We start from the raw sequence: 26,616 nt of genomic DNA, 5'->3' as shown, positions 1-26,616 counted from the left end.
TTCACGCCATGCGCGTCCTAGTCACCGGTGGTGCCGGTTTCATCGGGTCGAACCTCGTCGACCGCCTGCTCGCGGACGGACACGAGGTCGTGGCCGTAGACGACCTGTCCTCCGGCAGCAGGGACAACCTGGTCAACGCCGCCGAGAGCGACCGCTTCAGCCTGCACGTCCTCGACGTGCGAGACCCGGCGATCATCGGGCTGGCGGCCGAGCTGCGGCCCGAGGTCATCTGCCACCTGGCCGCCCAGATCAGCGTACGCAGGAGCGTCGCCGACCCCGTGCACGACGCCCGGCTCAACGTCGAGGGCACCGCGTCGGTGCTGACGGCGGCCAAGGAGGGCACCACGCGCAAGGTGGTGTTCGCCTCGTCGGTGGCGGTCTACGGCCGGCCCGCCACGATCCCCGTGCCCGGCGACGCGCCCACCGACCCGCGCTCGCCGTACGCGGCCTCCAAGCTGAGCGCCGAGATCTACCTGGCGACCTTCCGCGCCCTCTACGGCCTGGAGTACACCACGCTGGTGCTCTCCAACGTCTACGGCCCGCGCCAGTCGCCCGACGGCGAGGCCGGCGTCGTGTCGATCTTCACCGACGCCCTGCTCAACGGCACCCCCACCGTCCTCTACGGCGACGGCACCCAGACCCGCGACTACGTCTACGTCGACGACGTGGTCGACGGCTTCGTCCGGGCCTGCGGCAGCGAGGGCAACGGCCGCCGCTTCAACCTCGGCACCGGCATCCAGACCACCGACAGGCGCCTGCACTCGCTGATCGCCGACGCGGCCGGGGCCCCGGACAAGCCGGGCTTCGCGCAGCCGCGCGTCGGCGACCTGCCGGCGATGGCCGTCGATCCGGTGCCCGCCCACGAGGGGCTTCGCTGGGAGCCGCGCACCGACCTGCCGACCGGCGTGAAGAGCACCGTGGCCTGGGCGCGGAGTCGCGCCAGGTAGTTGCTTGATTACACTTTGCTTGCGATTTCCCGCTCGGCCCGTACGGTGACGTCCTGTTCTGTAGCGTGAGCTCCAGAAGTCGACGTGGAGGCATGTGGGATGTTGAAGGACAGGTTCACCCGGTCGCTCGCCGCCGTCATCGTGGTCACCTCGACGGTGGTCCTGGCCGGCATCGGCGCGCTTCCGCCAGGGGTTTCCTGGACCTGACCGCCGTAGGGGGCCGCAATGCGTGACCTGCCCTGGCCCGCGAGGGTCTACCTGGTCGCCGTGATCGCGGCGGCGGCCGCTCTCATCGGGCACAGCGCGATCGTCTCCGGCCCGCTCGTGGCGCCGGAGAATCTCGACATCCTGCTGGTGCTCGCGCTGCTCTTCCTGGTGTGCGAGTCGATGCCGACGCTGCTCAACGTGGAGCAGTTCGCGGTGTCGGTGAGCTTCTCGGCGTCGCTGGCCGCGGTCGTGCTGATCGGGCCGGAGGGCGCGGCGCTGGTGGGGCTCACCGCCGCGGTCAGCGTGCGCCCGGGGCTGCCGCTGATCAAGCGGCTGTTCAACGGCGCGCAGTTCGCCATCTGCGGCTACGCCTCCGGCTGGGTCTACGAGTGGCTGCACGGCACGGTCGGGGTGCCGCGGGTCAACGAGTTCGACAGCCTCATCGGCCCCTACGCCGCCGCGACCGCCGTGTTCGTGCCGCTCAACATCGTGCTCACGCTGACCATGATCAGCCTGGCGACCAGCGTGCGGGCCACGGAGGTGCCGCTGCGCGGGATGGTCCAGTTCCTGCTGTCCTATCTTGGTTACGGCACGTTCGGGCTGTTGGTGGCCGGGTTGTGGGCGACCGTGCAGTCGATCTCGGCGGTGCTGGTGCTGATGCCGCTGTTCGTGGCCCGGTGGGCGTTCGGCCAGTACCACGCCCAGCAGCGCTCCTACGACGCCACCATCGCCGCGCTCTGCCAGGCCGTCGAGACCAAGGACTACTACACCCGGGGCCACTGCACCCGCGTCTCGCTCGCCTCCAGCATGATCGCCGAGGAGATCGGCATGAGGCTCGAACGCCTGCGCGCCATCCGCTACGCCGGCATGCTGCACGACGTCGGCAAGCTGGGCGTGCCCACCAAGGTGCTGCAGAAGGACGGCCCGCTCACCGAGGGGGAGCTCGCCGCGATCCAGCTCCATCCGATGCGCGGGCTGGAGATCGTCCGCGGCATCGGCTTCCTCGACGAGGCCTACGCCGGGATCATGCACCACCACGAGCGCCACGACGGCACCGGCTACCCGATGGGCCTGGCCGGCGACGAGATCCCCGAGTTCGCCAAGGTGATCGCGGTGGCCGACGCGTTCGACTCGATGACCTCCGACCGTTCCTACCGGGGGGCGCGCCCGGTCGAGGTGGCCGTGGAGGAGCTGCGCAAGTGCGCCGGCACGCACTTCGACCCGGTCATGGTGGCCGCGTTCATCAGGGCGCTGGAACGCACGCCCTGGCAGCCGCCGCGCCGGGTCGAGGCGCCGCCGCCCGACGCCGCCGAGGCGACGATCAAGGACCACGACGACCCGACGATGCCGATCCAGGTCGTGAGCGGGCCATGACCACCACAGAGCGCGTCCGGCGCGCCGACCGGGCACCGGCCACCGTCCTGCGCCGGCTCGACTCCGGCCAGTTGTTGCTGATCTGCGCGGCCGGGCTGGTCGCCGTCGCGGGCGTGGCGCACACGGCGGCCGTGGGGCTCGACCGTCCGGAGATCGCCATCGGGTTCGGCGCGTTGATCGCGGTCGGCGAGCTGGCCCGGCTGACCATGCCGGGCAACCGGGAGGTCGCGCCCATCGGCGCCGCCGCGGCGCTCGGCTACACCCTGCTGCTCGACCTCAGCCAGAACCAGCTGCGCCACTCCGCGCTGCAGGTCGTGGCCGTGATCGCGGCCGGGATGATCGCGGGCGCGCTGCCCCACCTGGCCGTCGGCCGGCCGCCGCGGCTCGACGCGATGGCCCGCCGCCTGCTGACCGGCGCGCTGCTGGCCTTCGCCTTCCGCCCGCTGGCCGACCCGCTCTACCAGCTCACCAAGCCGCCGCCGGGCGCCCACACCTGGTGGCCGGCGCTCGTGGTGATGGTCTCGCTGATCACGGTGACGCTGCTGGTCGACGTGCTGATCGCGGCGCTGCTGAGGGCCGAGCGGCTGCGCACGGCGTTCCGGGTGGCGGTGCGCGACGAGATCAACATGGCGTTCCCGCTGGGCGCCGCGGTGGCGGCCTCCGGCGTGCTGCTGGCGCTCGCCACGCACAGCATGGACCTGGTGGCGTTGCTGGTGTTCGCCGCGCCGCTGCTGGTCACGCAGGTGGCCTTCCGCAAGTACGCCGGCATCCGCGCCACCTACCTGCAGACCGTCCGCGCCCTGTCGCGGGTCACCGAGGTCGGCGGCTACGTCGAGCCAGGCCACTCGCGCCGGGTGTCCCGGCTGGCCGTGGCGGTCGGCCGGGAGCTGGGCATGGCCGAGCCCGAGCTGCTGGAGCTGGAGTACGCGGCTCTCATGCACGACATCGGCCAGCTCTCGCTGCGCGACCCCATCCCGGGCGGCGCCACCGTGCTGGCCGATCCGGAGCAGGCGCGGCGCATCGCCGAGCTGGGGGCCGAGGTGATCAGGCAGACGGGCGTGCTCGACCGGGTGGCCGAGGTGGTCCGCCGGCAGTGCGACGAGATCGCCGACGACCCGCCGCTGTCCAGCCGCATCATCAGGGTCGCCAACGCCTACGACGACCTGGTGGGCCCGTCCACCGACCGCGACCGGTCGGGGGCGGCGCTGGAGCGCATCAGGCTCACGGCGGGCAGCGCGTACGACGCCGCCGCGCTCGACGCCCTGACCCGGGTGGTCGGCAGAGGCCGCGTGTAACTGATTGCCCGCCTTTGTGGGGTTCCTACAGATCATTCTCCGCTGATCGGTACTTCACGGGAAAAGGGACGAGCCGCCGCCGGTCATAGGGTTGTCCGCGTGATTGCTGAGACGCTCGGACCCGTTCTGATCGCCAACCGTGGTGAGATCGCCCGGCGGATCATCCGTACGGTCAGGCGGATGGGACTGCGTGCCGTCGCCGTGCATTCCGAGGCCGACGCCGGGCTGCCGTTCGTGCGCGAGGCCGACGAGGCGGTGCTGATCGGCCCGGCCGACCCCGCGCGGAGCTATCTCGACCCCGCCAGGGTGCTGGACGCGGCCCGCGCCACGGGAGCGGGCGCGGTCCATCCCGGTTACGGCTTCCTGTCGGAGAACGTCGCGTTCGCGCGGGCGGTGATCGAGGCCGGGCTCGTGTGGATCGGGCCGTCGCCGGAGTCCATCGACCGCATGGGCGACAAGATCAACGCCAGGAACCTCATGGAGCGGGCGGGCGTGCCCGTCGCCGCGGGCACCAGGGAACCGGTCACCGACCTGGTCGCGGCGCTCGACGCGGCTGAGCTGATCGGCTATCCGGTCATGGTCAAGACCGCCGGCGGCGGTGGCGGGATCGGCATGAGCGTGGCCCGTGACGACGCCGGGCTGGCCAAGGCGTTCGAGCAGGCGGCCAGGGCGGCGGCCAGGTTCGCCGCGGCGGCCGCGGCGGGCGGCGCGGGCGACGCGCTGGCCGGGCCCGCGGTCCTGCTGGAGCGCTACGTCGAACGTGCCCGCCACGTCGAGGTGCAGATCCTCGGCCTGCCCGACGGCCGGGTGCTGGCCCTGGGCGAGCGCGACTGCTCGGTGCAGCGCCGCCACCAGAAGGTCGTCGAGGAGTCGCCGTCCCCCGGCATCGGCCCCGAGCTGCGCGAACGCATGCTGGCCGCGGCCGTGCGGGCCGGCGAGGCCGTCGGCTATCTCGGCGCGGGCACGGTCGAGTGCCTGGTCGACGCCGACGCCCAGGACTTCGTGTTCCTGGAGATGAACACCAGGCTCCAGGTCGAGCACCCGGTCACGGAGCTGGTCACCGGCCTCGACCTGGTGGAGTTGCAGCTCCGCGTGGCCGCCGGGGAGAGCCCGGAGATCACGGTGGCGCCCGAGGGGCACGCGATCGAGTTCCGGGTCTACGCCGAGGACCCCAGACGTTTCCTGCCCGGCCCCGGCCGGATCACCACCTGGGACGAGCCCGCCGGCGACGGCATCCGCGTCGACTCCGGCTACGCGGCGGGCGACACGGTGACCATGTTCTACGACCCGCTGATGGCCAAGCTGTGCGTGCTCGGGGCCGACCGTACCGAGGCGCTGGAGCTGGGCCGCAAGGCGGTCGCGGAGTTCGTCGTCGAGGGGCCGAAGAGCAATCTGCCCTTCTGCGCCGAGCTGCTGGAGAACCCGGCATTCGTCGCGGGAGACTACGACACGGGTCTGGTCGGGCGAATGCGGCCCTGACCCGGTCGACATTGTTGGTGACGTCGGAAGAGGAGAGCGCCGGTGGCCGAGGTACGCGCCGAGATGGTGGCGAACGTGTGGAAAGTGGTCGTCCGGGAGGGCGAGGCGGTGTCCGAGGGGGACACGCTGGTCATCCTCGAGTCGATGAAGATGGAGATCCCCGTGCTCGCCGAGGACGGGGGCGTGGTGTCGCAGCTCAAGGTGGCCGAGGGCGACGTGATCCAGGAGGGCGACCTGATCGCCGTCATCGACTGAGGCGGGCCAGGAACCTGGCGCGGTCGACGACCGTCCGCTCGACCGTGCCGCGGCCCACGAGCGTGCCCTTCAGGTCGCGAGCCTCGAAGGCGAAGACCAGGCGGCGGCCGTCCACGCCGGTGAGCTCGGCGGTGAGCTGGACGTGGTCGCCGACGGCGCTGGCGGCCAGGTGTTCGAGCTCGACCCGGGTGCCGACGGACGTCTCGCCCTCGGCCAGGTGCGGGCGCACGGCCTCGACGGTGGCCCGTTCGGCCAGCGCGAGCAGCCTGGGCGTGGCCAGCACGGGAACGTCGCCGCTGCCGGCTCGCTCGGCTGTGTCCGATCTCTCGACCATGGTGAGCAGTTGCGAGCGGAGGCCAGGTGAGAGCGTCATGGGGGTCAGCCTACCGAGGGCGGTCCTGATCTCCAGGAAACGCGGACAACACCGCCCATAAGGCTCCAGGATAGGGTTTGTACGGCTTGCGGCATATGAGTGGCATATGGGGCTGCTGAGACAGGTACACTCTCGGAGTTTCCGTGACCACTGTGTTACCTCACCGCGACAAAAGTTCGCTTTGTTGGAGAACCGCGGGGTGGGCGAGGTTACCGATGTAGGGGGGTAGCGGGGGAGTCATGGTGGCCCAAGGCACGACGCTGGCGGGGCGGTATCGACTGGATACCCGCATCGGCGCCGGCGGCATGGGCGAGGTGTGGCGAGGCGAGGACATCGTGCTCGCCCGCACCGTCGCCGTCAAAGTGCTGCTCCCAGGCCGCATGGATGATCGCGGGTTCGTCGCCAGGTTTCAGGGGGAAGCCAGGGCGATGGCCACGATCAACCATTCCGGCGTGGTCGACGTCTACGACTACGGGGTGAGCGGCGACACCGTCTACCTCGTGATGAAGTTCGTGGACGGGGAGCCGCTCGACCGGCTGCTGGCCCGGCTCGGCCGGATCCCGCCACAGGCGGCCATGGAACTCATCGCGCAGGCCGCCTCGGCCCTGCAGGCGGTGCACGACCAGGGAATCGTGCACCGAGACGTGAAACCGGGCAACCTGCTCGTGCAGCGCGACGGCACGCTGGTGCTCACCGACTTCGGCATCGCCCGTTCCGACCTGGCAAACCGGCTGACCGACGCCGGCATGGTGCTCGGCACGGCCGCCTACTGCGCGCCCGAGCAGGCCGAGGGCGAGCCCGTCACGCCCGCCGTGGACATCTACGCGCTCGGCGTGGTCGCCTACGAATGCCTGGTGGGACAGCGGCCGTTCGACGGTGACAGCGCGGTCACGATCGCGCTCAAGCACATCCGCGAGGCCCCGCCGCCGCTGCCCGCCGACATCCCGCCGCAGATCCGGACGCTGGTGGAGGTGGCCCTGTCGAAGGACCCCGCCCGGCGTTTCCCGACGGCGAAGGCCATGAGCGAGGCGGCCCGCGCGGCCGGCCAGGGCCAGCCGATCACGCCGGTGGCCGAGATCGCGCCGCCGGCCACGGGCGCCACGATGGCCGCACCGCCCGAGTCGTACCAGACCGGTGCCTACCAGGCGGGCCACTCGCAGCCGACGGGCGCCCACCAGCCGGGCCAGCCGCCCGCCTACCCGGGAGGGCAGCCGCCGGCCGGGGCCGGCGCGTTCCAGACCGGGGCGCACCTGCCCGCGTCGTCGGAGGAGACCACCGCGGCCGTCGGCGAGCGCCGTCCGGGTGGCCGCCGCGCCGCCAAGGCGCCGCGCAGGACCGGCCTGGTCGTCGGCCTCGCGGTCGCGGTGGTGCTCGGCGTGGGCGCGGGGGCGGTCGCGCTGACGGGCATGGTGCCCGGCGCGCCGACGCCGACCGTCACGGCCTCCAACGATGGCGACAGCGACGACATCCCCGGCCCGACGAAGACCGGTTCCAAGAGGCCCAAGCCTTCGACGACGCCTCCCACGAAGACGGCCGTGCCGCCCACGACCCGGCCGCCCACGCACCCCGAGACCGAGGAGCCGACGGAGACGGCGGAACCGACGACCACGCCCACCACCACCCCGACCAGCACGAAGGGACCGACCAAGTCGCCGTCGAGCACGCCGACGACGACGGTCAAGCACATCACGGTGCCCAAGGTCGCCGGGCTGCCCTTCCTCAAGGGTCAGGAGATGGTCGAGGCGGCGGGGCTGCTGGTGCGCGTCCGCGACACGTCCGTGACCACCGACGACCCCGCCTGCCGCAGGATCACCAAGACGGTGCCGGCCGGCGGCACGGTCGTCCCGGAGACGAAGGTGGTCACGCTCTACGTCATCGACGGCATCTGCACGACGCCGACGCCGTCGCCGTCCCCCACGGCCACGCCGAAGTCGTAGGGGGTCAGATCCCGGTGGTGTTGCGCGGGTAGGCGATCTGCGGGTCGGTGGCGATGTTCACCATGTACGGGATGCCGGAGTCGAACGCCCTGCGCAGCGCCGGCCCGATCTCCGACGGCTTGGTGACCAGCTCGCCGCCGCCGCCCAGCGCGGTCACGACCTGGTCGTAGCGGCACTGCGGCTGGAGGTCGGCGGCCACGTCGTAGCCGTACAGGAACTGCATGGGGTGCTTCTCCAGGCCCCACATGCCGTTGTTGCCGCAGATCATGACGACCGGCAGCCGGTGGCGGACGAGGGTGTCGACGTCCATCAGGGAGAAGCCGGCGGCGCCGTCGCCGAGCAGGAGCACGACCTGCGAGGACGGGCGGGCCAGGCGGGCGGCGATGGAGTAGCCGAGCCCGGTGCCGAGGCACCCGTACGGGCCGGGGTCGAGCCAGTTGCCCGGCTGCCTGGGCTCGACGTACTTGCCGGCGTAGGAGACGAAGTCGCCGCCGTCGCCGATCACCACGGCGTCGTCGGCCAGGACCTTGCCCAGCTCGCCGTAGATGCGCATGGGGTGGATCGGGTCGGTGTCGGCGGCCAGCAGTTCGGCGTCGCCCTCGATCGCGGCGGCGGCGGCCTCGGACAGCGTGGACAGCCAGGAGGCGTACGAGCTGGGCTTGACCCCCGCGTCGCCGCAGGCCGCGCCGAGGCTCCAGAGCACCACCGACAGGTCGCCCGCGGCCTTGGCGGCGGGCTGCATGTGGGTGGCGAGCTGCGAGGGCGCGTCGGCGATGTGCACGACGCGGGCCGGCGCGCCGTCCTTGCCGCCGAACTGGCCGTAGCCGAGCCGGAAGTCGAGCGGGGTGCCGATCACGATGACCAGGTCGGCCTGGGAGAAGGCCACGCTGCGGGCGCGGGTGACGAGCAGTTCGTGCCCGGCGGGCAGGATGCCGCGGCCCTGGCCGTTGGGGATGACCGGCAGCCGCCAGGTCTCGGCGAAGTCGCGCGCGGCCTCCTCGGCCCGGTCCATCCACACGTCGGAGCCGTAGACCAGCACCGGACGCTCGGCCTCGGACAGCAGCCGGGCGATGGCGGCCAGGTCGTCGGGGTCGGGCTCCAGCGGCGAGGGCGACTGCGTGTGCACCTCGTGGGCGGGCGAGGGGGCGAACAGGTGGTCCATGTAGAAGTCGAGGAAGACCGGGCCGCGCTGGGGCGCGACGGCGGTGCGGAAGGCGGACTCGACGTCCTGGCCGATCGAGTCGGCGCCGGAGGCGGTGAACGACAGCTTGGTGATCGGGCCGAGCAGCGGCGGGTGGTCCATCTCCTGGAGGGCGCCGCTGCCCCAGCGCGACTGCGGGGCGCGGCCGCCCATGACGACCACCGGCGAGCCGTTGAAGTGCGCGGTCGCGATGCCGCTGACGCCGTTGGTGATGCCCGGCCCGGCGGTCAGCACGGCCAGGCCGGGCTTCCTGGTCAGCCGGGCCGTCGCCTCGGCGGCGAAGACCGCGCTCTGTTCGTGGCGCACGTCGAGGATGCGCATGCCCTCGTGGACCGCGCCGTCGTACAGCGGGAAGACGTGGCCTCCCGAGAGCGTGAACATGGTCTCGACGCCGTAGGCCTTGGACACGGCGACGGCGACGTCACCGGCGTGCTTCGCAGACTCCATGCCGGGAACTTACCAACCAGTGACAAGAGTAAACAGATCTCAAGGCTTGCGTCCGGCCGCGTCCTAGCCCTGTCCACAGCAGACGCGGACCGAGCCCAGCGGCGCCCGCGCCTCGACCTTCCGGGGCGCGCCCTTCACCGCGTCGACCTCCACCTCGGTGCGGCGACCCTCGGTCGTCACGTCGTAGGCCTCCGGCGGCAGCCGCAGGTCGACGTCGCCGGTGGCCCGCGCGACGGCCCTCACCGTGAGCGGCGGGTTGGCGAAGTCGAGCCGTACGTCGCCCGAGCCGGTCTCGACGTCGGCCTTGCCGCCGAGCATCACGTTGCCGGAGACGGACCCGGAACCGGACCTGGCCCAGACCTCGCCGGTGACGCCGTCGGCCCGCACGTTCCCCGACACGGTCGTCAGCCGCACGTCGCCGACCACGTTGCTGACCCCCAGTTCACCGACGGTCGTCCTGGCCTCGACCCCGGTCTCGAAGGGCACCAGCAGCGTGTAGTCCGCCCGGCACACCGGGCCGTCCGGCTGCCGCGCGGCCCCGCAGCGGATGTCCAGCCGCAGGGTGTCGCCGGTCCAGTCCTCGGTGATCACCGGCCGGTCGATCGAGGTCCAGTTCACGGACCGGGCGATCGTCAGCTCTCCCGCGGGGCCCGGCACGATCTCGACGCTCACCTCGCCGCTGCCCGTGGTGACCTTCAGCGTGTCCAGCGCGAACGGGACCGTCCTGGCCCGTGTCTCCTGCGGCGCGGTGGCGCGGGCGAACCCGTTCCAGACCAGCAGGACGGACAGCAGCAGGGCGGCCACCGTCGTCACGGCTCCCGCCGTCAGCCAGATGGTCCTCACGGCATGCTCCTGATCTTGAGGAACTGCAGGACGGCGAGGACCCGGCGGTGATCGCCCTCCGCGGGGGACAGGTCGAGCTTGGTGAAGATGTTGCCGATGTGCTTGCCCACGGCTCCCTCGCTGAGCACGAGGGCCTGGCCGATGCCGGCGTTCGAGCGGCCCTCGGCCATGAGCTTGAGCACCTCGTGCTCGCGGGGCGTCAGCCGTTCCAGCGGGTCGCTGTCGCCGCGCAGCAGGAGCTGGGCGACCACCTCCGGGTCGAGGGCGGTGCCGCCGCCGGCGACCCTGCGCAGGGCGTCGATGAACTCGGCCACGTCGGCCACCCGGTCCTTGAGCAGGTAGCCGACGCCGCCGGCCGCCGTGGACAGCAGCCGGGCGGCGTAGCGTTCCTCGACGTACTGGGAGAGCACCAGCACGGCCAGGCCGGGATGCTGGCGGCGCAGCACGAGAGCCGCGCGCAGCCCCTCGTCGGTGTGCGTGGGCGGCATCCGGACGTCGGTGATCACCAGCTCCGGCCGGTGCTCCTCGACGGCCCGCAGCAGGCCCTCGGCCTCGTCCACGGCCGCCACCACCCGCATGCCGGACGCGTCGAGCAGCCTGACCAGCCCCTCGCGCAGCAGGACGGAGTCCTCGGCCAGCACTACTCGCACGGCAGCTCCACCTCGATCGTGGTCGGCCCGCCGAACGGGCTGGACAGGCGCAGCGTCCCGTCCACGGAGTCGATGCGCTGGGCCAGGCCGCGCAGGCCGGTGCCGCCGTCGAGCCGGGCGCCGCCGCAGCCGTCGTCGTGGACGAGCACGTGCAGGCGGTCGCGCTCGCGCCGGACCGTCACCTCGGCCCTGGTCGCTGCGGCGTGTTTGGCGATGTTGGTCAGTGCTTCGGACACGATGAAGAAGGCCACCGCCTCGATGGTCGGGGAGGCGCGCCGGTCGATGTCGACGCGCAGGCGTACGGGGAGCGGGGCGCGGGCCGCGACGCCGGACAGCGCCGCGTCGAGCCCTTGGTCGTTGAGCACGGCCGGATGCAGGCCGCGGACGAAGTCGCGCAGCTCCTTGAGCGCCTGCTTGGCCTCCTCGTGGGCCCGCTCGATCGCCTCACGGGCGGGCTCGGGCAGGTCGGTGAGGGTGGCCCTGGCCAGGCCGAGGTTCATGGCGAGCGAGACCAGGCGCTGCTGGGCGCCGTCGTGCAGGTCGCGCTCGATCCTGCGGCGCTCGGCGTCGGCGGCGTCGATCACGCCGGCCCGGCTCTCGGTCAGCGTCTCGATGCGCTGCCCCAGCTCGGTGCGGCTGGGCCCGAGCAGCGTGCGCGCCACCGACAGGTCGAGCGCCGCCATGCCCCTGGCCAGGACCGGGGCGAGCAGCAGCAGCGCCAGGCCGGTCGCCGTGGTGATCCCCATGATGACCGGATCGCGCAGATCGACGAGGAAGACCAGCGGCGGCGCCTGCACCCGCGGCGGCACGAACGACAGCAGCCCCACCACGGCCCCGCCCCACGCCAGCGCGACGAGGAAGGCCGCCGCCGCGCCCACGAAGGGCGACAGCAGGTGGTAGGCGATCTGCCGCCAGGTGGCCGCCCTGCGCCAGCCGGCCGGCGCCACCGGCGGCGGGATGCGGACGCCGAGGAAGGCCGCGAACCTGGACCGCTGCACCCGGGTGAACACCGGGATGCCGCGCCGCAGCACCGGCGGGGCCACGGCCAGCAGCAGCGTGAGCCCGCCGAGCACCACGGCGACCGGCAGCCCGATCATCACGTGGGACGTGTCGAGCCAGGCACGCGCCGACCAGGGACGGGGGACTTTCATGCGTCAAAGGTATTGACCCACCAGACCCCCACGAAATGGGCCTGGTGTGCCGGTGGACGGTAGAGCTAACCCCACCCTCGAACAATTGCCGCAAAGCGAACATCTCACTCCCCAACAGACCAAGGGGAGGTTCGGATGTTCGCAGCAGGGGTCGCCGCGCTGGCGGCCGCGTCCACGGTCCTGGGCGGCTTACCGCACGGCATGTTGTTCCTGGAGAAGCACCCGCCCGCCAAGCAGTGGGAGACCTACACCGTCAAGAACTCCGCCACGCTGCCGCTCCAGCTCGACCCGTGCCTGTCGCACCGGCGGCGGGACGGCGGCCGGCTCACGGCGCGGGCCGTCCTGTACTCCAGCGAGGACGAGATGAAGTACGAGCAGCTCGTCGTCTACCGGAGCGTCCGGCACGCCGAGGCCGCCATGCGCGTCCTGCGCGCGGACCTCAGGCGCTGCGCCGACGTGGGCAAGGGCGTCAACCGCCACCGTTACTTCACCAAGCCCCTGGACGTCGGCGACGACGGCCTGCGCGCCGGCGGCCGGTTCTTCGAGAGCGGCGAGCACGCGATCGCGGTCAGGCGCGGCGCGGCGCTCTACATCGCCGGCGAGTCGGCCTGGCCCACGAAGAGCCTGCCGCTCAAGGGCTTCCGCGGGCTGATCGACCAGGCACGCCGGATGACCGTCAAGGTCTGCCGCCTGCCCGAGGCCGCCTGCTAGAGCACCCCCACCCGCCGCTTGAAGGCGGGCGGGTCGAAGGAACCGCCCAGCGTGGCGCCCAGCCCCTCGCGCGCCAGCTGGGCGAACGCCTCGCGGCCGAGTCGCCCGGCCCCTTCGGGCAGCACTCCCGCCAGCGGCCGCGCGGCCAGCATCTCCAGGTCGGCGACGTTGCTGCGCTCGGCGATCCCGGCCTCCCGCGGCCAGCGCCCGATCACCACGCCCGCCGGGTCGAGCCCCCGGTGCGCCAGCGCCTCCAGGGTCAGCGCCGTGTGGTTGAGCGCCCCGATCCCGGCCCCCGCCACGACCAGCACCTGCGCGCCCACCAGCCGGGCCAGGTCGGCGATCGTCGTGCCGTCCTCGTCGAAGCGCACCAGCAGGCCGCCGGTGCCCTCCACGACGACCAGCCGGTTGCTCTCGGCCAGCTCCTCGACGAACCGCGCGGCGGCCGTCAGCGACACCGGCGGCACCCCGGCCACCCGCGCCGCGGCGGCCGGTGAGAGCGGCTCGCCGAAGCGCGCCAGCTCGAACGTGGTGCTCGCCCCGGAGAGCCGGATCACCTCGTCGACGTCGTGCCCGCCGCCGGTCTGCGCCGGCTTCACCACGGCGACGGACGCCCCCCGCTCCCTGGCCAGGGCGGCCACCGCGGCCGTCACGACGGTCTTGCCCACGCCGAAGTCGGTGCCGGACACGACGAGAACGCTCATCGTCCCAGCCTAGAAGCCGCCGCCCGCCATCCCGGTCAGGGACGCCGCAGCCGCGTGACGAACTTGTACCGGTCGCCGCGGTAGAGGGACTGCGCCCACTCCACCGGGTGGCCGTCGGCGTCGAAGGCGTGGCGGGTCAGCAGCAGCATCGGCAGGCCGACGTCCACGCCCAGGGCCTTGGCGTCGTACGGGGTGGCGAGCACGGTCTCGATGATCTCCTCGGCGTCCGTGAGCCGTACGTTGTAGGCGTTGTGCAGCGTCTCGTACAGGGAGGCGTGCACCTCCAGCTCCCGGCGCAGGCGGGGGAAGCGCCGCGCGGACAGGTGGGTGGTGTCGATCGAGACCGGCTCGCCGTTGGCCAGCCGGAGCCGGTGGATGCGCAGCACCCGGCCGCCGGGGTTGATGGCCAGCCGCCGCGCCAGGGCCTCGTCCGCGGTGATGTAGCCGATCTCCAGGATTTTCGTGTCCGGCTCCAGGCCCGCCGTGCGCAGGTCGCCGATGTAGGAGGTGAGCTGGAGCACCTGCGCCACCTTCGGCTGGGCCACGAACGTGCCCTTGCCCTGGATGCGCAGCAGCCTGCCCTCCACGACCAGCTCGGTCAGCGCCTGGCGGACGGTGGTGCGCGAGGTCTCGAACCGCACGGCCAGCGTGCGCTCGGGAGGCAGGGCGGTGCCCGCGGGCAGGCTCTTGGTGAGCTCCAGAAGACTGCGTTTCACGTCGTAGTACTTGGGAACGCGGGGGCCGTCGTCGGTCACGCTCTCACCTTCACTTCTGGCACGGCGGTGAGGGCGTGTCTGATCACCGCGAGATCATCGGAACTCATATCGGCCCGAGCGGTCAACCACCTGGGAGGACGGCATATCCGCACGGAGCGCGCACACCGCCAAGTACGCGCGAATCCGGGCAGCTCAGACTGATTGTGAAGGATATCCACAGCAGCGTGCGCGATCGCAACCGAGGCCGGTGTCAGGCCCGCGTCGTCGAGGAGCCCCCCGCCCGTGTCGATCACCTCCGGCAATGCCCGTGAAGCCCCGTCATGGGGATCGAGCGATCCCGCCGTGTGACGGTTCTCACAGTATGAGATTCCCCGAAAGTCGCACCGGGTGCACGACGACGCACCCGTGCCGCGCCCGTGTCCCGCCGTGCGGAGTCCTTCCCCGGCCAGGAGCTGCGCATTCGATCAGGGGGTCGGTTTGGCTGTTGGCGGCGAAAGCACGCATGATGCACTCGTGCCGACTCTCAGCGACCTCGTCGCCCGCCACACCGCACTCGACGAGGCGGACCTCGACTGGCTGCACTCGCTGGTCTCCGACTGGCAGCTGCTGGCCGACCTGTCCTTCGCCGACCTCATCCTGTGGGCGCCGCTGCTCGGTGAGAACGGCTGGATCGCCATCGCCCAGATGCGTCCCACCACCGGCCCCACCGTCTACCACGACGACATCGTCGGCAGCGTGGCCGCCAAGGGCGAGCGCCACCTCATCGACACGGCCTGGAACGAGCGCCGCATCTGCCGCGAGGGCGATCCCGACTGGTCCACGGGCGTCCCGGTGCGCGAGGAGACGATCCCGGTGCGCCGGGCGGTCGACAACGGCGAGGGCCGCTTCCTCGGGGTGATCCAGCGCTCCACGAACCTGTCCTCGGCCCGCACCCCGTCCCGGCTGGAGCTGACCTACCTGCAGAGCGCGTCCGACCTGGCGCAGATGGTGGCCGAGGGGCGTTTCCCGTTCTCGGGGGAGGAGCCGATCCTGGTCCGCTCGCCGCGCGTCGGCGACGGCCTGCTGCGGCTCGACCGGGCCGGGCGGGTCACCTACGCCTCGCCCAACGCGCTGTCGGCCTACCGGCGGCTGGGCCTGCACGCCGACCTGGTCGGCGCCGAGCTGGGCCGGGTGACGGCGACGCTGTGCTACTCCGACGAGCCGATCAACGAAGACCTGATGATCGTGGCCAGCGGGCGCGCGGCCAAGGAGACCGAGGTCGAGTCGGGCGGCACGATCGTGCAGCTCAGGGCCATCCCGCTGATCGTCGGCGGCGGCCGCATCGGCGCGCTCGTCCTCATCAGGGACGTCACCGAGCTGCGGCGGCGCGAGCGCGAGCTGATGACCAAGGACGCCACGATCCGCGAGATCCACCACCGCGTGAAGAACAACCTCCAGACGGTCGCCGCGCTGCTGCGCCTCCAGGCCCGGCGCCTGCAGGTGCCCGAAGGACGCGAGGCCCTGGAGGAGGCCGTGCGCCGCGTCGGCTCGATCGCCATCGTGCACGAGACGTTGTCGCACGCGCCGGAGGAGTTCGTCGACTTCGACGAGATCGCCGACCGGGTGATCGCGATGGCGGGCGAGGTGTCGGCGGCCGAGGCGGCGGTCACGCCGCGCCGGGTGGGCGCGTTCGGCGTGCTGCCCTCGCTCATCGCCACGCCGCTGGCCATGGCGCTGACCGAGCTGCTGCAGAACGCGTTGCAGCACGGGCGTCCCAGGCGGATGGAGGTGCTGGTCGAGCCCGCCCCCGACCGGCTCAACGTCACCGTCTGGGACGACGGGCGCGGCCTTCCCGCGGACTTCGACCTCGACAAGTCCACCAGTCTGGGGCTGCAGATCGTCCGCACGCTGGTGGAGGGGGAGCTGTCGGGCAAGCTCACGATCGAGCCGCGGGAGGGCGGCGGCACGCACGTCGGGTTGTCGATCCCGTTGCCGTCCGCCTGAGAGTCCGCCGGGCCGGGCGGCCGTCGTCGAGGGCGGCGCCCGGTCCGTACGAGCCTGGCCGCCGCGTACGCGTCGCGACGGGGTCTTGGCGGACACATCGATCACGCCAAGCTGGGCGGCTCCTGCGGGGAAGGCAGGGTCGATCGGAGGGGGATCAGGCGGGGCAGATCAGATGAGGCAGGTCAGGCGGAGGCGCGGGCACGGGCGCGGGCGGTGCGGCGCTTGAGGGCGCGACGCTCGTCCTCGCTCAGGCCGCCCCAGACGCCGGCGTCCTGTCCGGACTCCAGCGCCCACTTCAGGCAGGCGTCGACGGCCGGGCAGGACCGGCAGACCTGCTTGGCCTCGTCGATCTGGCTCAGGGCAGGGCCGGTGTTGCCGATCGGGAAGAACAGCTCGGGGTCCACGTCACGGCAGGCAGCTCGGTGGCGCCAGTCCATGCGTCCACTCCTTAGTAGATGGAACCTTTGGTCGGCTCCGTGCGGCTACTACTTTGTGAAGAGTTTCACTAACTCGCGCGAACAATTACCCGAATCCAGGTGTTGGACCGGGGTTGTCCGCCTGACGGCCGGAGGGCCTTGGGGGTGTTAAAGGTCCTACGTTCCGACGTCAGTCTTGAGCCTTCCAGCCACGGAGAGTGCACGCAAGGGGGTTGGGGCGAAGTTTTGGCGGTTATGGATGTCGGATGCGTCACACAATGACCGAATGTAACCAGCTAGACCAGAACTTGTAACGCGTTCGGGGTAGACCGGAACGTTACGGATTCGCGTTCTCCCAGGTAGTCCCCGTCCAGCTGGAAGGCCACGGGACGGTCGGCGGCGAGGGTGAACTCGGCCTCGTCGTGCAGCTGGACGAGGTGCTTGCCGGACGGGAGGGCGTCACTCTCCGTGAGGATCTGCCGGATCAGCCCGGCGATCTGGACGGGCCCCATCCGCCTCAGCCCGAGCAGGTCGAGCCCGGTCTCGAAGCTCGCCCACGGCGTCGGCGTCACCGGCTTGGCCCCCAGGTACGTCCACGGCGAGGTGTTGGAGACGATCGCCATGAACACGCCCTCGGCCGCCGGGATGCCCGGCCCGGACAGGGTCATCGGGGCGTGCCGTTTGTCCGTGGCCAGATAGTGCCGCAGAGCGGTGTTCACGTACCGGGCAGGAGTGGCCTTCCGCCCCGTGCCCCGCAGGCCCTCCACGGCCCGTACGACCTCGGCGTCGTAGCCCATGCCCGCGCAGAACGTGAAGTACCGGCTCTCTCCCTCCCAGCGCGCCTGGCCCAGGCCCACGGTCCGGCGCCGGCCCTCTCGCAGCGCCTCCAGGACCGCGCCGGTGGCCTCGACCGGCTCGTTCGGCAGGCCGAGGGAGCGGGCGAACACGTTCGCGCTGCCGCCGGGGATCACGATCAGTCCGGGACGGCCGGAGCTCGGATCGTCGGCCGGCGGGACGTCGTGGCCGTTGACCGGGTTGAGCAGGCCGTTGACGGTCTCGTTGATCGTGCCGTCGCCGCCGAGCACCGCGACCACGTCGAAGCCCTTGGCGCGGGCCGTGGCCGCCAGCGTCGCGGCGTGCCCCCGGTAGCCGGTCTCCTCCACCGACAGCTCCACGGCCGCGCCCAGCGCGCGGATCAACACGTCCCTCGTGCGGGCGTTGGTGGTGGTGGCCTTGGGATTGACCAGCAACATTGCGCGCATATCGCCAGCGTAGTCGCTGATCGCCGACCCGTTCGGGGTGGGGGAACATCACCGGCGGGACCGGACCCGGGGGCGGATAGGGTTTGGCTGTGTCGAAGCGTCCGTGGAGTTTGCTCGTCGCCGCCGTCGTCGTGGCCCTGGAGGGGCTCGTCGCGCTCGGGCTCGGCGTCTACGTCGCGGTGGAGACGGTGGTGAGCACGCCTGACAGTCTCACCACGGCCATCGCGGAGTCGGTCTTCGGGCTGCTCATCGGAGCCGGGCTGCTCTGGGTCGCCTGGGGCGGCCTGCTGCGGGCGGAGCGGTGGGGGAGGTCGCCGGGCGTGCTGGCACAGATCTTCCTGCTGCCCGTCGGGGTCACGCTCATCCAGTCGGACCAGCCACTGATCGGCGTGCCGCTGATCGTGGTCGCCCTGACCGGGCTGGTGGCGCTGCTCGCGCCCCCCACCACCCATGCTCTCTACGGGGACGGTTAGTCCTCCGCGGTCAGCCCCTCGCGCAACTGGGCGAGGGTACGGGCCAGCAACCGGGACACGTGCATCTGCGAGATGCCCAGCTCGGTCGCGATCTGCGACTGCGTCATGTTCCCGAAGAACCGCAGCAGCAGGATGCGCTTCTCGCGCGGCGGCAGCCGTTCGAGCAGCGGCTTGAGCGACTCGCGGTATTCGACGCCCTCCAGCGACTCGTCCACGATGCCCAGCGAGTCGGACACCGCCGGGGCGTCGTCGTCGCCGGAGTCGGGCGCGTCGAGGGACACCGTGGAGTAGGCGTTGGCCGACTCCAGGCCCTCCAGCACCTCCTCCTCGGTCATCTTGAGGTAGGAGGCCAGCTCGGCGACCGTGGGCGCGCGGCCCTCGCGCTGCGACAGGTCGCTGATCGCCTTCGTCAGCGAGAGCTTCAGCTCCTGCAGGCGGCGCGGCACCCGGACCGCCCAGCCCTTGTCGCGGAAGTGCCGCTTGATCTCGCCGACGATGGTGGGCGTGGCGTAGGTGGAGAACTCCACCCCGCGCTTGAGATCGAACCGGTCGATCGACTTGATCAGGCCGATCGTGGCGACCTGGGTGAGGTCGTCGAGCCACTCGCCGCGGTTGCGGAAGCGGCGGGCCAGGTATTCGACCAGCGGAAGGTGAAGCTCGACCAGCTCGTCCCTGATGCGCTGGCGTCGCGGTTCCTCGGGACCCAGCTCGGCCAGCTCGGCGAAGAGCAAGCGGGCACGAACCCTGTCGGGTACGGCGTGTTCGCTGGTGGCCATGGCTCCAGTCCTTTCCGTCACGCCGGCCTCGCTGCGCCTCGGCGCTTACGCAGGACGATCGCCATGCGGTCGGGGGAGTCGGTCACGGCGTCGACGTCGTCGGCCAGGGCGGTCAGCACCATCCAGGCGAAGTCGTCGCGCTTGGGGGCGGAGCTGCCGACGGTGGCCACCTCGACGCCGACCTTCATCACGTCGCCGGTCAGCTCGAACTCGGCGGTCAGGTCGGTGCCCGGAACCGCCTCGCTCAGCAACATGGCGCACGCCTCGTCGACCGCGATGCGCAGATCTTCGATCTCGTCCAGGGTGAAGTCAAGCCGGGCGGCCAGGCCGGCGGTGGCCGTGCGCAGCACCGACAGGTAAGCACTCGCGGCGGGGAGCCTGATGCTCACCACATCGCGGATGCCCGCCACACCCTCCGCACGCGTCTCGGTTTCCTCGGTCACGTTCCTCCTCGCGTTTCCGACGCCAACTGCAACTTACCGTCCCCGGGAGGTCCTTGGCGGATTCAGACTCGCCATCAACGGAAAAGGCTCTGTGCGGTCTGGACCGCACAGAGCCTTTTATGCCGTTTAGGCGGCCTTGGTCTCCCAGAAGATCTTGGAGATCTCGTCGATCTTGGCCAGCAGCTCGTCGGCCTTGCCGCCGTCGACGGTGCCCTTGGCGGCCGCGGCGCCCGCGAGCTTGGTGGCCTCCCAGAAGAGCTGGTGCAGCTGGGGGTACTGCTCCAGGTGCGGCGGCTTGAAGTAGTCGGTCCAGAGCACCCACAGGTGGTGCTTGACCAGCTCGGCCCGCTGCTCCTTGATGATGAGCGCGCGGGTGCGGAAGACCGGGTCGTCGCTGGCCTCGTACTTCTCCATGATCGCCTTGACCGACTCGGCCTCGATCCGGGCCTGGGCGGGGTCGTAGACCCCACAGGGCAGGTCGCAGTGGGCGGAGGCGACATGCTTGGGTCGTAGCAGTCGTGCGAGCATCAGAAAGTCCTTCCTTGATGCTGAATCAGCTTGGTCCACAACCGACCTTACTCGGGTCCCAACGCCTGTGGAGTAGGGGGTCTCTGCCCATGAGAGTGCGTGTCGAGGGCGATTCGATGCGTCCGGCGCTGGTTCCCGGCGACTGGCTCCTCGTCCGCCGGGGAGCCGCCGTCCATCCGGGTGACCTCGTCGTGGCCCGGCTGCCCGGCGACCCCGATCAGCTCATCGTGAAACGCGCCCAGTGGCACGGCGAGGGCGGCTGGTGGCTGGAGAGCGACAACCAGCGCGCCGGCGGGCGTCGCGACAGCTGGGACTTCGGGCCGGTCGAGGAGATCGTCGGGCGCGTCGTCCTGCGGTACTGGCCGCTGGTGCGCCGCAGGTGACCTCCCAGAGGCCCCCTCAGCCCTCCTGGGCGCTCCTGCGGCGCCGGTAGGCCGCCACGTTGGCGCGCGTGGCGCAGCGGGGGGAGCAGTAGCGGCGGGAGCGGTTGGAGGAGGTGTCGAGGAAGGCGCGGGCGCAGCGCGGCTCGTGGCAGCGGCCCAGCCGGTCGGCGCCCACCTCGGCGACGACGGCGGCCAGGCCCATCACCGCGCTGGCGGCGGAGTCCTCGGCCAGGTGGAGGTGCCAGCCCTGGCCGTCGTGGTCCGACAGCCGCGGGTGCACCGGATAGCGCACGAGCAGGGCGTTGAGGCGCTCGGCCACGGCGCGCGCGTCGCCCGCGACGTCGAACACGGCGGCCAGCTCGGCGCGCAGGGCGGTCAGCTCCGGGGGAGGGGCGGGATCGTTGATCAGGCGGACCGCCCACTCTGCGTAAGAGGTCAGGTCCATGCGGGAGTATTACACGAGTCGCCGGGCCCCCGGCACCACCGGGGGCCCGGACGGCTCACTCCTCCGGGTGCAGCACCCGGTGCAGGAACGTGCGGGTGCGCTCGTGCCGCGGGTCGCCGATCACCTGGGCGGGCTCGCCGTCCTCGACGACGACGCCGCCGTCCATGAAGACCACCCGGTCGGCCACCTGGCGGGCGAAGCCCATCTCGTGGGTGACCACGAGCATGGTCATGCCCTCCTCGGCCAGCTTGCGCATGACCGTGAGCACGTCGCCGACCAGCTCGGGGTCGAGCGCCGAGGTGGGCTCGTCGAACAGCATCAGGTCGGGGTTCATGGCCAGCGCCCTGGCGATGGCCACCCGCTGCTGCTGCCCGCCGGAGAGCTGGGTGGGGTAGGAGTCGCACTTGGCGCCGACGCCCACCTTCTCCAGGTTCTCCCGGGCCACGACCTCGGCCTCCCGCCTGCCGCGCTTCAGCACGCGCTGCTGGGCGATCATGACGTTCTGCAGCGCGGTCATGTGCGGGAACAGGTTGAACTGCTGGAAGACCATCCCGATGCGGCGTCGTACGGCGTCGATGTCCACGTCGGGGTCGGTCACCTCCACGCCCTGCACGAACACCTTGCCCTTGGTGGGCTCCTCCAGCAGGTTCACGCAGCGCAGCAGCGTGGACTTGCCCGAGCCGGACGGGCCGATGACGCACACCACCTGGCCCGGCTCGACCGTCATGTCGATGCCCTTGAGCACCTCGTTCCGGCCGAAGTACTTGTGCAGCCCTCGTAGCTCGATGGCGTGCGTCATTGGCTCCTCCGCTTACGCCCCTCGAGCCGGGACGCGAGGTAGCCCAGCGGGATCGTGACGATCAGGTACGTCACGCCGGCGACCATGATGGGCGTGGCGTTGGCGTACTGGGAGGCCAGGTCGTTGCCGAACTTGGCCAGCTCGACGTACTCGCCCGAGACGCCCAGGAACAGCACCAGCGAGGAGTCCTTGAGCAGGGACACGAACTGGTTGGTGGTCGGCGGGATCACCATGCGGATGGCCTGCGGGATGACCACCGTCACCTGCGCCCGGGTCGCGGACATGCCGAGCGACCTGGCGGCCTCCGTCTGGCCCTTGGGGACCGCCTGCAGGCCCGCCCGGAAGACCTCCGCCTGGTAGGCGGCGCCGACCAGGCCGAGGCCCAGGATGCCCTGTCCGTACGTGCCGAACGGCACCTCGAACCCGGGCAGCGCCAGCGGCAGGAAGGTGATCATCAGGAAGATGAGCAGCGCCGGCAGGCCGCGGAAGATCTCGATGTAGACGGTCGCGATCCACCGGTACGGCCGCACCTGCGACAACCGCATGAGCGCGAGCAGCAGCCCGAGCACGAACGCGAAGACGAAACCGCCCACCGTGTAGATGATCGTGTTGCGCAGCGCGATCGTGAACAGGTCGGGCAGCGCCTGCTTGGCCACGTCGGCCTTGGCGAAGTTCTGGGCGAGGCTGGCCCAGTCGGCGTACAGGACGACAGCGACGAGCGCGGCGGCCAGCACGACGTACTGGACGGCCCGCGTGATGCGCTGTTTCTTCCGAGGGCTGAGCCCGGCCCGGCCGGGCTCAGCGGTCGTCGGCTGGTCGGCCATGGATCAGCCCAGCTCGCCGGGCTTCTTGCCGAACCACTTCACGTAGATCTTCTCGTAGTTGCCGTCCTGCTTGGCCTTGGTGATCTCTTCGTTGATCGTCTTGAGCAGGGTCGGGTCGGCGCCCTTCTTCAGGCCGATGCCGTACTGCTCGCCGGTGTCCAGGCTGGCGATCAGCTCGAACTTCTCGGCGATCTCGGGCTTCTTCAGCCAGGTCAGCACCACGGGAAGGTCCTGGACGATCACGTCGGCCTGCCCGGCCTGCAGGGCCAGCAGCTCCTTGGCCGAGTCGGCGTACTCGGTGGGGTTGAAGCCCTGCTTCTTGACGTAGTCGAGGCCGGTCGTGCTGGCCTGCGCGCCCAGCTTGAGGTTCTTGGCCTTGACGTCCTCGAGGGACTTGGCGCCCGAGCCCTTCTTGGCCAGCAGCGCCTGGGTGGCGTCGAAGTAGGGCTCGGAGAAGTCGATGTTCTGCTTGCGCTCGTCGGTGATCGTCATGCCGGCGGCGGCCACGTCGCACTTGCCCGCGGCCATGGCGGCGCCGCTCTTGATCACCGCGAAGTCGATGTCCACGATGTTCTGGGTCACGCCGAGCTTCTTCGCGGCGAGGTCGACGATGTCCACGTCGAACCCGACGATCTTGCCGCTGTCGTCCTTGAACTGGAACGGCTCGTACGGGATGTTCGTGCAGACCGTGAGCTTGCCGGGCTGGACGAGCTTCACGCCGCCGGCCGCGGAGGCGCTCGCGCCGGTCGTGCTGCCGGAGGAGCCTCCGGTGTCGCTGCCACAGGCGCTGAGGGCGAGAGCGGCGGTCAGGGCGAGCGCGCCGACAGCGTAGCCACGGCGGCCCTTGGGGCTGAGGGCCATGTACGGCCTCCTCGAAAGAGTTATGCCACGTAACTTGCGTTTTGTGCAGTTTAAATGGGGTTTAGCTGCGGTCCGTCATCCTGCGTTTAACGATGCGTCAACGGAACGGCGTCGGCTCCGACACCATCGACCATCTCACCATGTGGCACTATGGGGAGACGGGTGACCCCCGTAACCCCTCAGAGACGACCGACGAGGGGGAGCTTGGCAGCTACCGAAGCCAGCCCACTCGCGCTCGTACGCCGAAGGTCTCTTCCGCTCCGATGAATACAGGGGTCGCTGTGTCTGCCACGCCCGCTTCTGCTTCCGTCGAACCGCTCGACCTCGATCCGGCCTTCGCGCTCCACCGCGGGGGCAAGCTGGAGGTCCGCTCGACTATTCCGGTCCGCGACGCCGACGACCTGTCGCTCGCCTACACGCCCGGCGTCGCCCGGGTCTGCACCGCCATCGCCGACAATCCTTCGCTGGTCAACGACTACACCTGGGTCTCCAACGTGGTCGCCGTCGTCACCGACGGCACCGCCGTGCTCGGCCTGGGCGACATCGGGCCGTCGGCCGCCATGCCGGTCATGGAGGGCAAGGCGCTGCTGTTCAAGGAGTTCGGCAACGTCGACGCCGTCCCGATCTGCCTCGACTGCACCGACGTCGACGCGCTGGTCGAGACCGTCGTGCGCCTCGCGCCGTCGTTCGGCGGCGTCAACCTGGAGGACATCAGCGCCCCGCGCTGCTTCGAGGTGGAGGACCGGCTGCGCGACCTGCTCGACATCCCGGTCTTCCACGACGACCAGCACGGCACCGCCATCGTCGCCCTGGCCGCCCTGCGCAACGCCGCCCGCCTGACCGGCCGCGCGCTCGGCGACCTGCGCGCCGTCGTGGCCGGCGCCGGCGCGTCCGGCGTCGCCGTCACCCGCATCCTGCTGGGCGCCGGCATCGGCGACATCGCGGTCGCCGACTCCAAGGGCATGATCTACGAGGGCCGCGAAGGGCTCAACCCGGTCAAGGAGGCCCTGGCCCGCGAGACCAACCGGGCCGGCCACACCGGCTCCACCGAGGAGGCCCTGGCCGGCGCCGACGTCTTCCTCGGGCTGTCCGGCTCGACCGTGTCCGAGGCGGCCATCGCGTCCATGGCGCCCGACGCCATCGTCTTCGCGCTGTCCAACCCCACCCCGGAGGTCCATCCCGAGGTGGCCGCCAGGCACGCCAGGGTGGTCGCCACCGGGCGCTCCGACTTCCCGAACCAGATCAACAACGTCCTGGCCTTCCCGGGGGTCTTCCGCGGCGCCCTCGACGTGCGGGCCACGACGATCACCGAGAACATGAAGGTGGCCGCCGCCGAGGCGCTGGCCGCCGTCGTCGGCGACGACCTGTCGGCCACGTACGTCATCCCGAGCCCGTTCGACCGGCGGGTGGCCCCCGCGGTGACCGCCGCCGTGGCCGCCCAGGCCCGCGCCGACGGCGTCGCGCGCGCCTGATCCGCCGTCACGAGCGGGGGCCGATCGGCCCCCGCTCGTTCTTTTCCGGCATCCGCCCAGGTCAGACGACATTGCGGTTTCCCGCCCGCGGCATGGGTAGGTGAGTTCCCCGTCCAGGTGAGCCGGGTCCAGGTCCTGACCCCGAGCAGGACCGGCGAAGGGATTGCGATGGAGTTCGCGTGACCTTTGGGAACTGCCGAAAAGCCTTTACGCAACGTGCTATAAAAATAGCTCTCTGTAAGGATGCGGGCGCCGACTCCTGTGACGAGGAGAGCGATGGAACGCGAGCCTAACCGACTGCTCCAGCAGCTCATCGCGGAGGCGGGTTTCTCCCACAAGGGATTGGCCAGGCGCCTCAACGACCTGGGGGCCGCGCGCGGCACCCCGGGTCTGAAGTACGACCACAGCTCTGTGCTGCGGTGGATCGGGGGTCAGAAGCCACGGGATCCCGTCCCGTGCCTGCTCACGGAGATATTCGCGCTGCGGCTCGGCCGCCCGGTGAGCTCGGAGGACCTGGGCATGCCGACCAACCTCACGCCCCTCGATCTCGGTCAGGAGTTCACCCACACGTGGCAGGAGGGGGTCGCGACCGTGACGGCGTTGTGGCGGGCCGACGTGGAGCGACGGAGGTTTCTGATCGACTCCACCTTCGCGATCGGGGCAGGATCCGTCGGAGCCATCCGCTGGCTGACGGCGCCTCCCGAAGGGCGTCCCAACGGCACCGGGGCGCGCCGGGTGGGCAGGGCCGACATCGCCGCGATCCACGAGGTGACCCGGTCCTTCGGCGAGCTCGACAACCGCTTCGGCAGCGGCCGCGTCCGCTCGTCCGTCGTGAAGTACCTCGACACCGCCGTCTCCCCGCTGCTCAAGGACGGCAGCTACGGGGAGTCCACCGGCAAGCAGCTGGCCGCCGCGGCCGCCGAGCTCACCCGTCTGGCCGGCTGGATGGCCTACGACATGGAGCAGCACGGCCTGGCCCAGCGCTACCTCATCCAGGCCCTCCGCCTGGCCAGGGGCGCCGACGACCACACCCTGGGCGGCGAGATCCTGGCCGGCATGGCCCACCAGGCCATCTACATGGGCCAGCCGGCCCACGCCCTCGACCTGGCCAGGGCCGCCCAGCTCGCGGCCCGGCGGGCCGGCGTCCAGACCCTGCTGGCCTCCGCGCAGGTCCTGGAGGCCCACGCGCACGCGGGCCTCGGCGACCCGAGGTCCTGCGGGGCCTCCCTGCACCAGGCCGAACTGGCCTTCGACGCCCGCAGGCCCACCGAGGAGCCGCGCTGGCTCAGCTACTTCGACGAGGCCTACCTGTCGGCCAAGTTCGCCCACTGCTTCCGCGACCTGGGGGAGGGGGAGCGCGCCGTGCGGCTGGCGCGGCGCTCCCTCGACATGGACACCCGGTACGTGCGGGGGCGCATGTTCAACCTGTCCCTGCTGGCTGCCGGGCTGCTGGAGTGCGGCGAGCTGGAGGAGGCGTGCCAGGCGGCGGGCAACGCGCTGGCGCTGGCGGGGGAGCTGCAGTCGGCGCGGTCCCGGTCGTACGCGGCCGACCTGCGGCGGCGGCTGGAGCCCTACAAGAACGAGCGGGCCGTCATGGCGCTGCGGGAGCGTACGCGCGAGCTCACGTCCGTGTGACGGCCCCGGGACGGGCGAAGCCCCGG

At 71.4% G+C, this 26,616-nt stretch carries 28 protein-coding genes; 12 read left to right on the top strand and 16 right to left on the bottom strand.

Features of this window, described 5'->3' with window-relative positions:
- Window positions 1-8: 8 nt before the first annotated feature.
- The 5 genes from AB0J71_RS25975 to AB0J71_RS25955 all read left to right on the top strand — a co-directional run bounded on the left by AB0J71_RS25975 (window position 9) and on the right by AB0J71_RS25955 (window position 5,557).
- The gene (locus AB0J71_RS25975; protein WP_352322879.1) at window positions 9-947 is read left to right on the top strand and encodes an NAD-dependent epimerase/dehydratase family protein; all 939 of its coding nucleotides are present in this window, start codon (window positions 9-11) and stop codon (window positions 945-947) included.
- Between the two features lie 225 nt (window positions 948-1,172).
- Window positions 1,173-2,528, top strand: a complete 1,356-nt coding sequence (locus AB0J71_RS25970) for an HD-GYP domain-containing protein (protein ID WP_364416419.1) — start codon at window positions 1,173-1,175, stop codon at window positions 2,526-2,528.
- Window positions 2,525-3,823, top strand: coding sequence for an HD domain-containing phosphohydrolase (locus AB0J71_RS25965; protein ID WP_352322881.1), 1,299 nt, complete (start codon window positions 2,525-2,527; stop codon window positions 3,821-3,823). Before AB0J71_RS25970 ends, AB0J71_RS25965 begins: the two co-directional genes overlap by 4 nt.
- Before the next feature lie 99 nt (window positions 3,824-3,922).
- The gene (locus tag AB0J71_RS25960) at window positions 3,923-5,302 is read left to right on the top strand and encodes a biotin carboxylase N-terminal domain-containing protein (protein WP_364416417.1); all 1,380 of its coding nucleotides are present in this window, start codon (window positions 3,923-3,925) and stop codon (window positions 5,300-5,302) included.
- Between the two features lie 42 nt (window positions 5,303-5,344).
- Window positions 5,345-5,557 (top strand): biotin/lipoyl-binding carrier protein, encoded by a 213-nt coding sequence (locus AB0J71_RS25955; protein ID WP_352322883.1) that lies wholly within the window; start codon window positions 5,345-5,347, stop codon window positions 5,555-5,557.
- Here AB0J71_RS25955 and AB0J71_RS25950 read toward each other — a convergent pair.
- Entirely contained in the window at window positions 5,547-5,930 is a 384-nt protein-coding gene (locus tag AB0J71_RS25950) for a thioesterase family protein (protein WP_352322884.1), read from the bottom strand. The genes AB0J71_RS25955 and AB0J71_RS25950 overlap by 11 nt on opposite strands.
- A 239-nt stretch (window positions 5,931-6,169) precedes the next feature.
- Between AB0J71_RS25950 and AB0J71_RS25945 the strand changes: the two genes are divergently transcribed.
- The gene (locus AB0J71_RS25945) at window positions 6,170-7,867 is read left to right on the top strand and encodes a protein kinase (protein ID WP_352322885.1); all 1,698 of its coding nucleotides are present in this window, start codon (window positions 6,170-6,172) and stop codon (window positions 7,865-7,867) included.
- 4 nt (window positions 7,868-7,871) lie between these two features.
- Here AB0J71_RS25945 and AB0J71_RS25940 read toward each other — a convergent pair whose 3' ends face one another.
- The 4 genes from AB0J71_RS25940 to AB0J71_RS25925 form a co-directional block, all read right to left on the bottom strand.
- Window positions 7,872-9,515, bottom strand: coding sequence for an acetolactate synthase (locus AB0J71_RS25940; RefSeq protein WP_352322886.1), 1,644 nt, complete (start codon window positions 9,513-9,515; stop codon window positions 7,872-7,874).
- A 63-nt stretch (window positions 9,516-9,578) separates the two neighbouring features.
- Window positions 9,579-10,358, bottom strand: coding sequence for a DUF4097 family beta strand repeat-containing protein (locus AB0J71_RS25935; protein WP_352322887.1), 780 nt, complete (start codon window positions 10,356-10,358; stop codon window positions 9,579-9,581).
- Entirely contained in the window at window positions 10,355-11,008 is a 654-nt protein-coding gene (locus AB0J71_RS25930) for a response regulator transcription factor (RefSeq protein WP_352322888.1), read from the bottom strand. Before AB0J71_RS25930 ends, AB0J71_RS25935 begins: the two co-directional genes overlap by 4 nt.
- Entirely contained in the window at window positions 10,999-12,159 is a 1,161-nt protein-coding gene (locus AB0J71_RS25925; RefSeq protein ID WP_352322889.1) for a sensor histidine kinase, read from the bottom strand. The genes AB0J71_RS25930 and AB0J71_RS25925 overlap by 10 nt, the downstream gene beginning before the upstream one ends.
- A 135-nt stretch (window positions 12,160-12,294) precedes the next feature.
- Between AB0J71_RS25925 and AB0J71_RS25920 the strand changes: the two genes are divergently transcribed.
- Window positions 12,295-12,870: a hypothetical protein gene (locus AB0J71_RS25920; RefSeq protein WP_352322890.1), complete on the top strand. Its 576-nt coding sequence runs from the start codon at window positions 12,295-12,297 to the stop codon at window positions 12,868-12,870.
- On the opposite strand, the gene bioD is transcribed toward AB0J71_RS25920, so the two are convergent.
- Both bioD and AB0J71_RS25910 read right to left on the bottom strand, forming a co-directional pair.
- Entirely contained in the window at window positions 12,867-13,574 is a 708-nt protein-coding gene (gene bioD / locus AB0J71_RS25915) for a dethiobiotin synthase (protein ID WP_364416415.1), read from the bottom strand. The genes AB0J71_RS25920 and bioD overlap by 4 nt on opposite strands.
- 35 nt (window positions 13,575-13,609) lie before the next feature.
- On the bottom strand, window positions 13,610-14,329 hold the full coding sequence (locus AB0J71_RS25910; protein WP_125648113.1) for a GntR family transcriptional regulator: 720 nt from the start codon (window positions 14,327-14,329) through the stop codon (window positions 13,610-13,612).
- Between the two features lie 474 nt (window positions 14,330-14,803).
- Between AB0J71_RS25910 and AB0J71_RS25905 the strand changes: the two genes are divergently transcribed.
- On the top strand, window positions 14,804-16,273 hold the full coding sequence (locus AB0J71_RS25905) for a histidine kinase N-terminal domain-containing protein (protein ID WP_352322892.1): 1,470 nt from the start codon (window positions 14,804-14,806) through the stop codon (window positions 16,271-16,273).
- 182 nt (window positions 16,274-16,455) lie between these two features.
- On the opposite strand, the gene AB0J71_RS25900 is transcribed toward AB0J71_RS25905, so the two are convergent.
- The gene (locus AB0J71_RS25900; protein WP_352322893.1) at window positions 16,456-16,710 is read right to left on the bottom strand and encodes a WhiB family transcriptional regulator; all 255 of its coding nucleotides are present in this window, start codon (window positions 16,708-16,710) and stop codon (window positions 16,456-16,458) included.
- Window positions 16,711-16,985: 275 nt separating this feature from the next.
- On the bottom strand, window positions 16,986-17,951 hold the full coding sequence (locus AB0J71_RS25895) for a diacylglycerol kinase family protein (protein WP_364416413.1): 966 nt from the start codon (window positions 17,949-17,951) through the stop codon (window positions 16,986-16,988).
- 89 nt (window positions 17,952-18,040) lie between these two features.
- Here AB0J71_RS25895 and AB0J71_RS25890 point away from each other — a divergent pair, with 89 nt between their 5' ends.
- Window positions 18,041-18,424 (top strand): hypothetical protein, encoded by a 384-nt coding sequence (locus AB0J71_RS25890; RefSeq protein ID WP_352322895.1) that lies wholly within the window; start codon window positions 18,041-18,043, stop codon window positions 18,422-18,424.
- Here AB0J71_RS25890 and AB0J71_RS25885 read toward each other — a convergent pair.
- From AB0J71_RS25885 to sodN, 3 genes are all read right to left on the bottom strand, one after another.
- Complete coding sequence (locus AB0J71_RS25885) at window positions 18,421-19,200, bottom strand: RNA polymerase sigma factor SigF (protein WP_352322896.1); 780 nt, start codon at window positions 19,198-19,200, stop codon at window positions 18,421-18,423. The genes AB0J71_RS25890 and AB0J71_RS25885 overlap by 4 nt on opposite strands.
- 17 nt (window positions 19,201-19,217) lie before the next feature.
- Complete coding sequence (locus AB0J71_RS25880; protein WP_352322897.1) at window positions 19,218-19,643, bottom strand: anti-sigma factor; 426 nt, start codon at window positions 19,641-19,643, stop codon at window positions 19,218-19,220.
- A gap of 126 nt (window positions 19,644-19,769) precedes the next feature.
- A complete protein-coding gene (gene sodN / locus AB0J71_RS25875) occupies window positions 19,770-20,171 on the bottom strand; it encodes a superoxide dismutase, Ni (protein WP_352331376.1) in 402 nt (133 codons plus the stop codon).
- An 89-nt stretch (window positions 20,172-20,260) separates the two neighbouring features.
- On the opposite strand from sodN, the gene AB0J71_RS25870 reads away from it, so the two are divergent.
- Window positions 20,261-20,554, top strand: a complete 294-nt coding sequence (locus AB0J71_RS25870) for a S24 family peptidase (RefSeq protein ID WP_352331378.1) — start codon at window positions 20,261-20,263, stop codon at window positions 20,552-20,554.
- Between the two features lie 16 nt (window positions 20,555-20,570).
- Here AB0J71_RS25870 and AB0J71_RS25865 read toward each other — a convergent pair whose 3' ends face one another.
- From AB0J71_RS25865 to AB0J71_RS25850, 4 genes are read right to left on the bottom strand one after another with little or no spacing between them, the layout of a single operon-like run.
- On the bottom strand, window positions 20,571-20,999 hold the full coding sequence (locus AB0J71_RS25865; RefSeq protein WP_352331380.1) for a CGNR zinc finger domain-containing protein: 429 nt from the start codon (window positions 20,997-20,999) through the stop codon (window positions 20,571-20,573).
- A 55-nt stretch (window positions 21,000-21,054) separates the two neighbouring features.
- Window positions 21,055-21,798: an amino acid ABC transporter ATP-binding protein gene (locus AB0J71_RS25860; protein ID WP_364391392.1), complete on the bottom strand. Its 744-nt coding sequence runs from the start codon at window positions 21,796-21,798 to the stop codon at window positions 21,055-21,057.
- On the bottom strand, window positions 21,795-22,622 hold the full coding sequence (locus AB0J71_RS25855) for an amino acid ABC transporter permease (protein ID WP_364416411.1): 828 nt from the start codon (window positions 22,620-22,622) through the stop codon (window positions 21,795-21,797). Before AB0J71_RS25855 ends, AB0J71_RS25860 begins: the two co-directional genes overlap by 4 nt.
- Window positions 22,623-22,625: 3 nt before the next feature.
- On the bottom strand, window positions 22,626-23,483 hold the full coding sequence (locus AB0J71_RS25850; protein WP_364391396.1) for an ABC transporter substrate-binding protein: 858 nt from the start codon (window positions 23,481-23,483) through the stop codon (window positions 22,626-22,628).
- Between the two features lie 263 nt (window positions 23,484-23,746).
- Here AB0J71_RS25850 and AB0J71_RS25845 point away from each other — a divergent pair, with 263 nt between their 5' ends.
- Both AB0J71_RS25845 and AB0J71_RS25840 read left to right on the top strand, forming a co-directional pair.
- Window positions 23,747-24,955 carry an NADP-dependent malic enzyme gene (locus AB0J71_RS25845; protein ID WP_352327500.1) on the top strand — a complete coding sequence of 403 codons (1,209 nt, stop codon included), beginning with the start codon at window positions 23,747-23,749 and terminating at the stop codon, window positions 24,953-24,955.
- Between the two features lie 276 nt (window positions 24,956-25,231).
- The gene (locus tag AB0J71_RS25840; RefSeq protein ID WP_364416409.1) at window positions 25,232-26,590 is read left to right on the top strand and encodes a hypothetical protein; all 1,359 of its coding nucleotides are present in this window, start codon (window positions 25,232-25,234) and stop codon (window positions 26,588-26,590) included.
- Window positions 26,591-26,616: the final 26 nt, after the last annotated feature.

This window comes from Nonomuraea sp. NPDC049637, assembly GCF_040675235.1.
GTDB lineage: Bacteria > Actinomycetota > Actinomycetes > Streptosporangiales > Streptosporangiaceae > Nonomuraea.
This window is presented reverse-complemented; position numbering and strand designations above follow the sequence as displayed.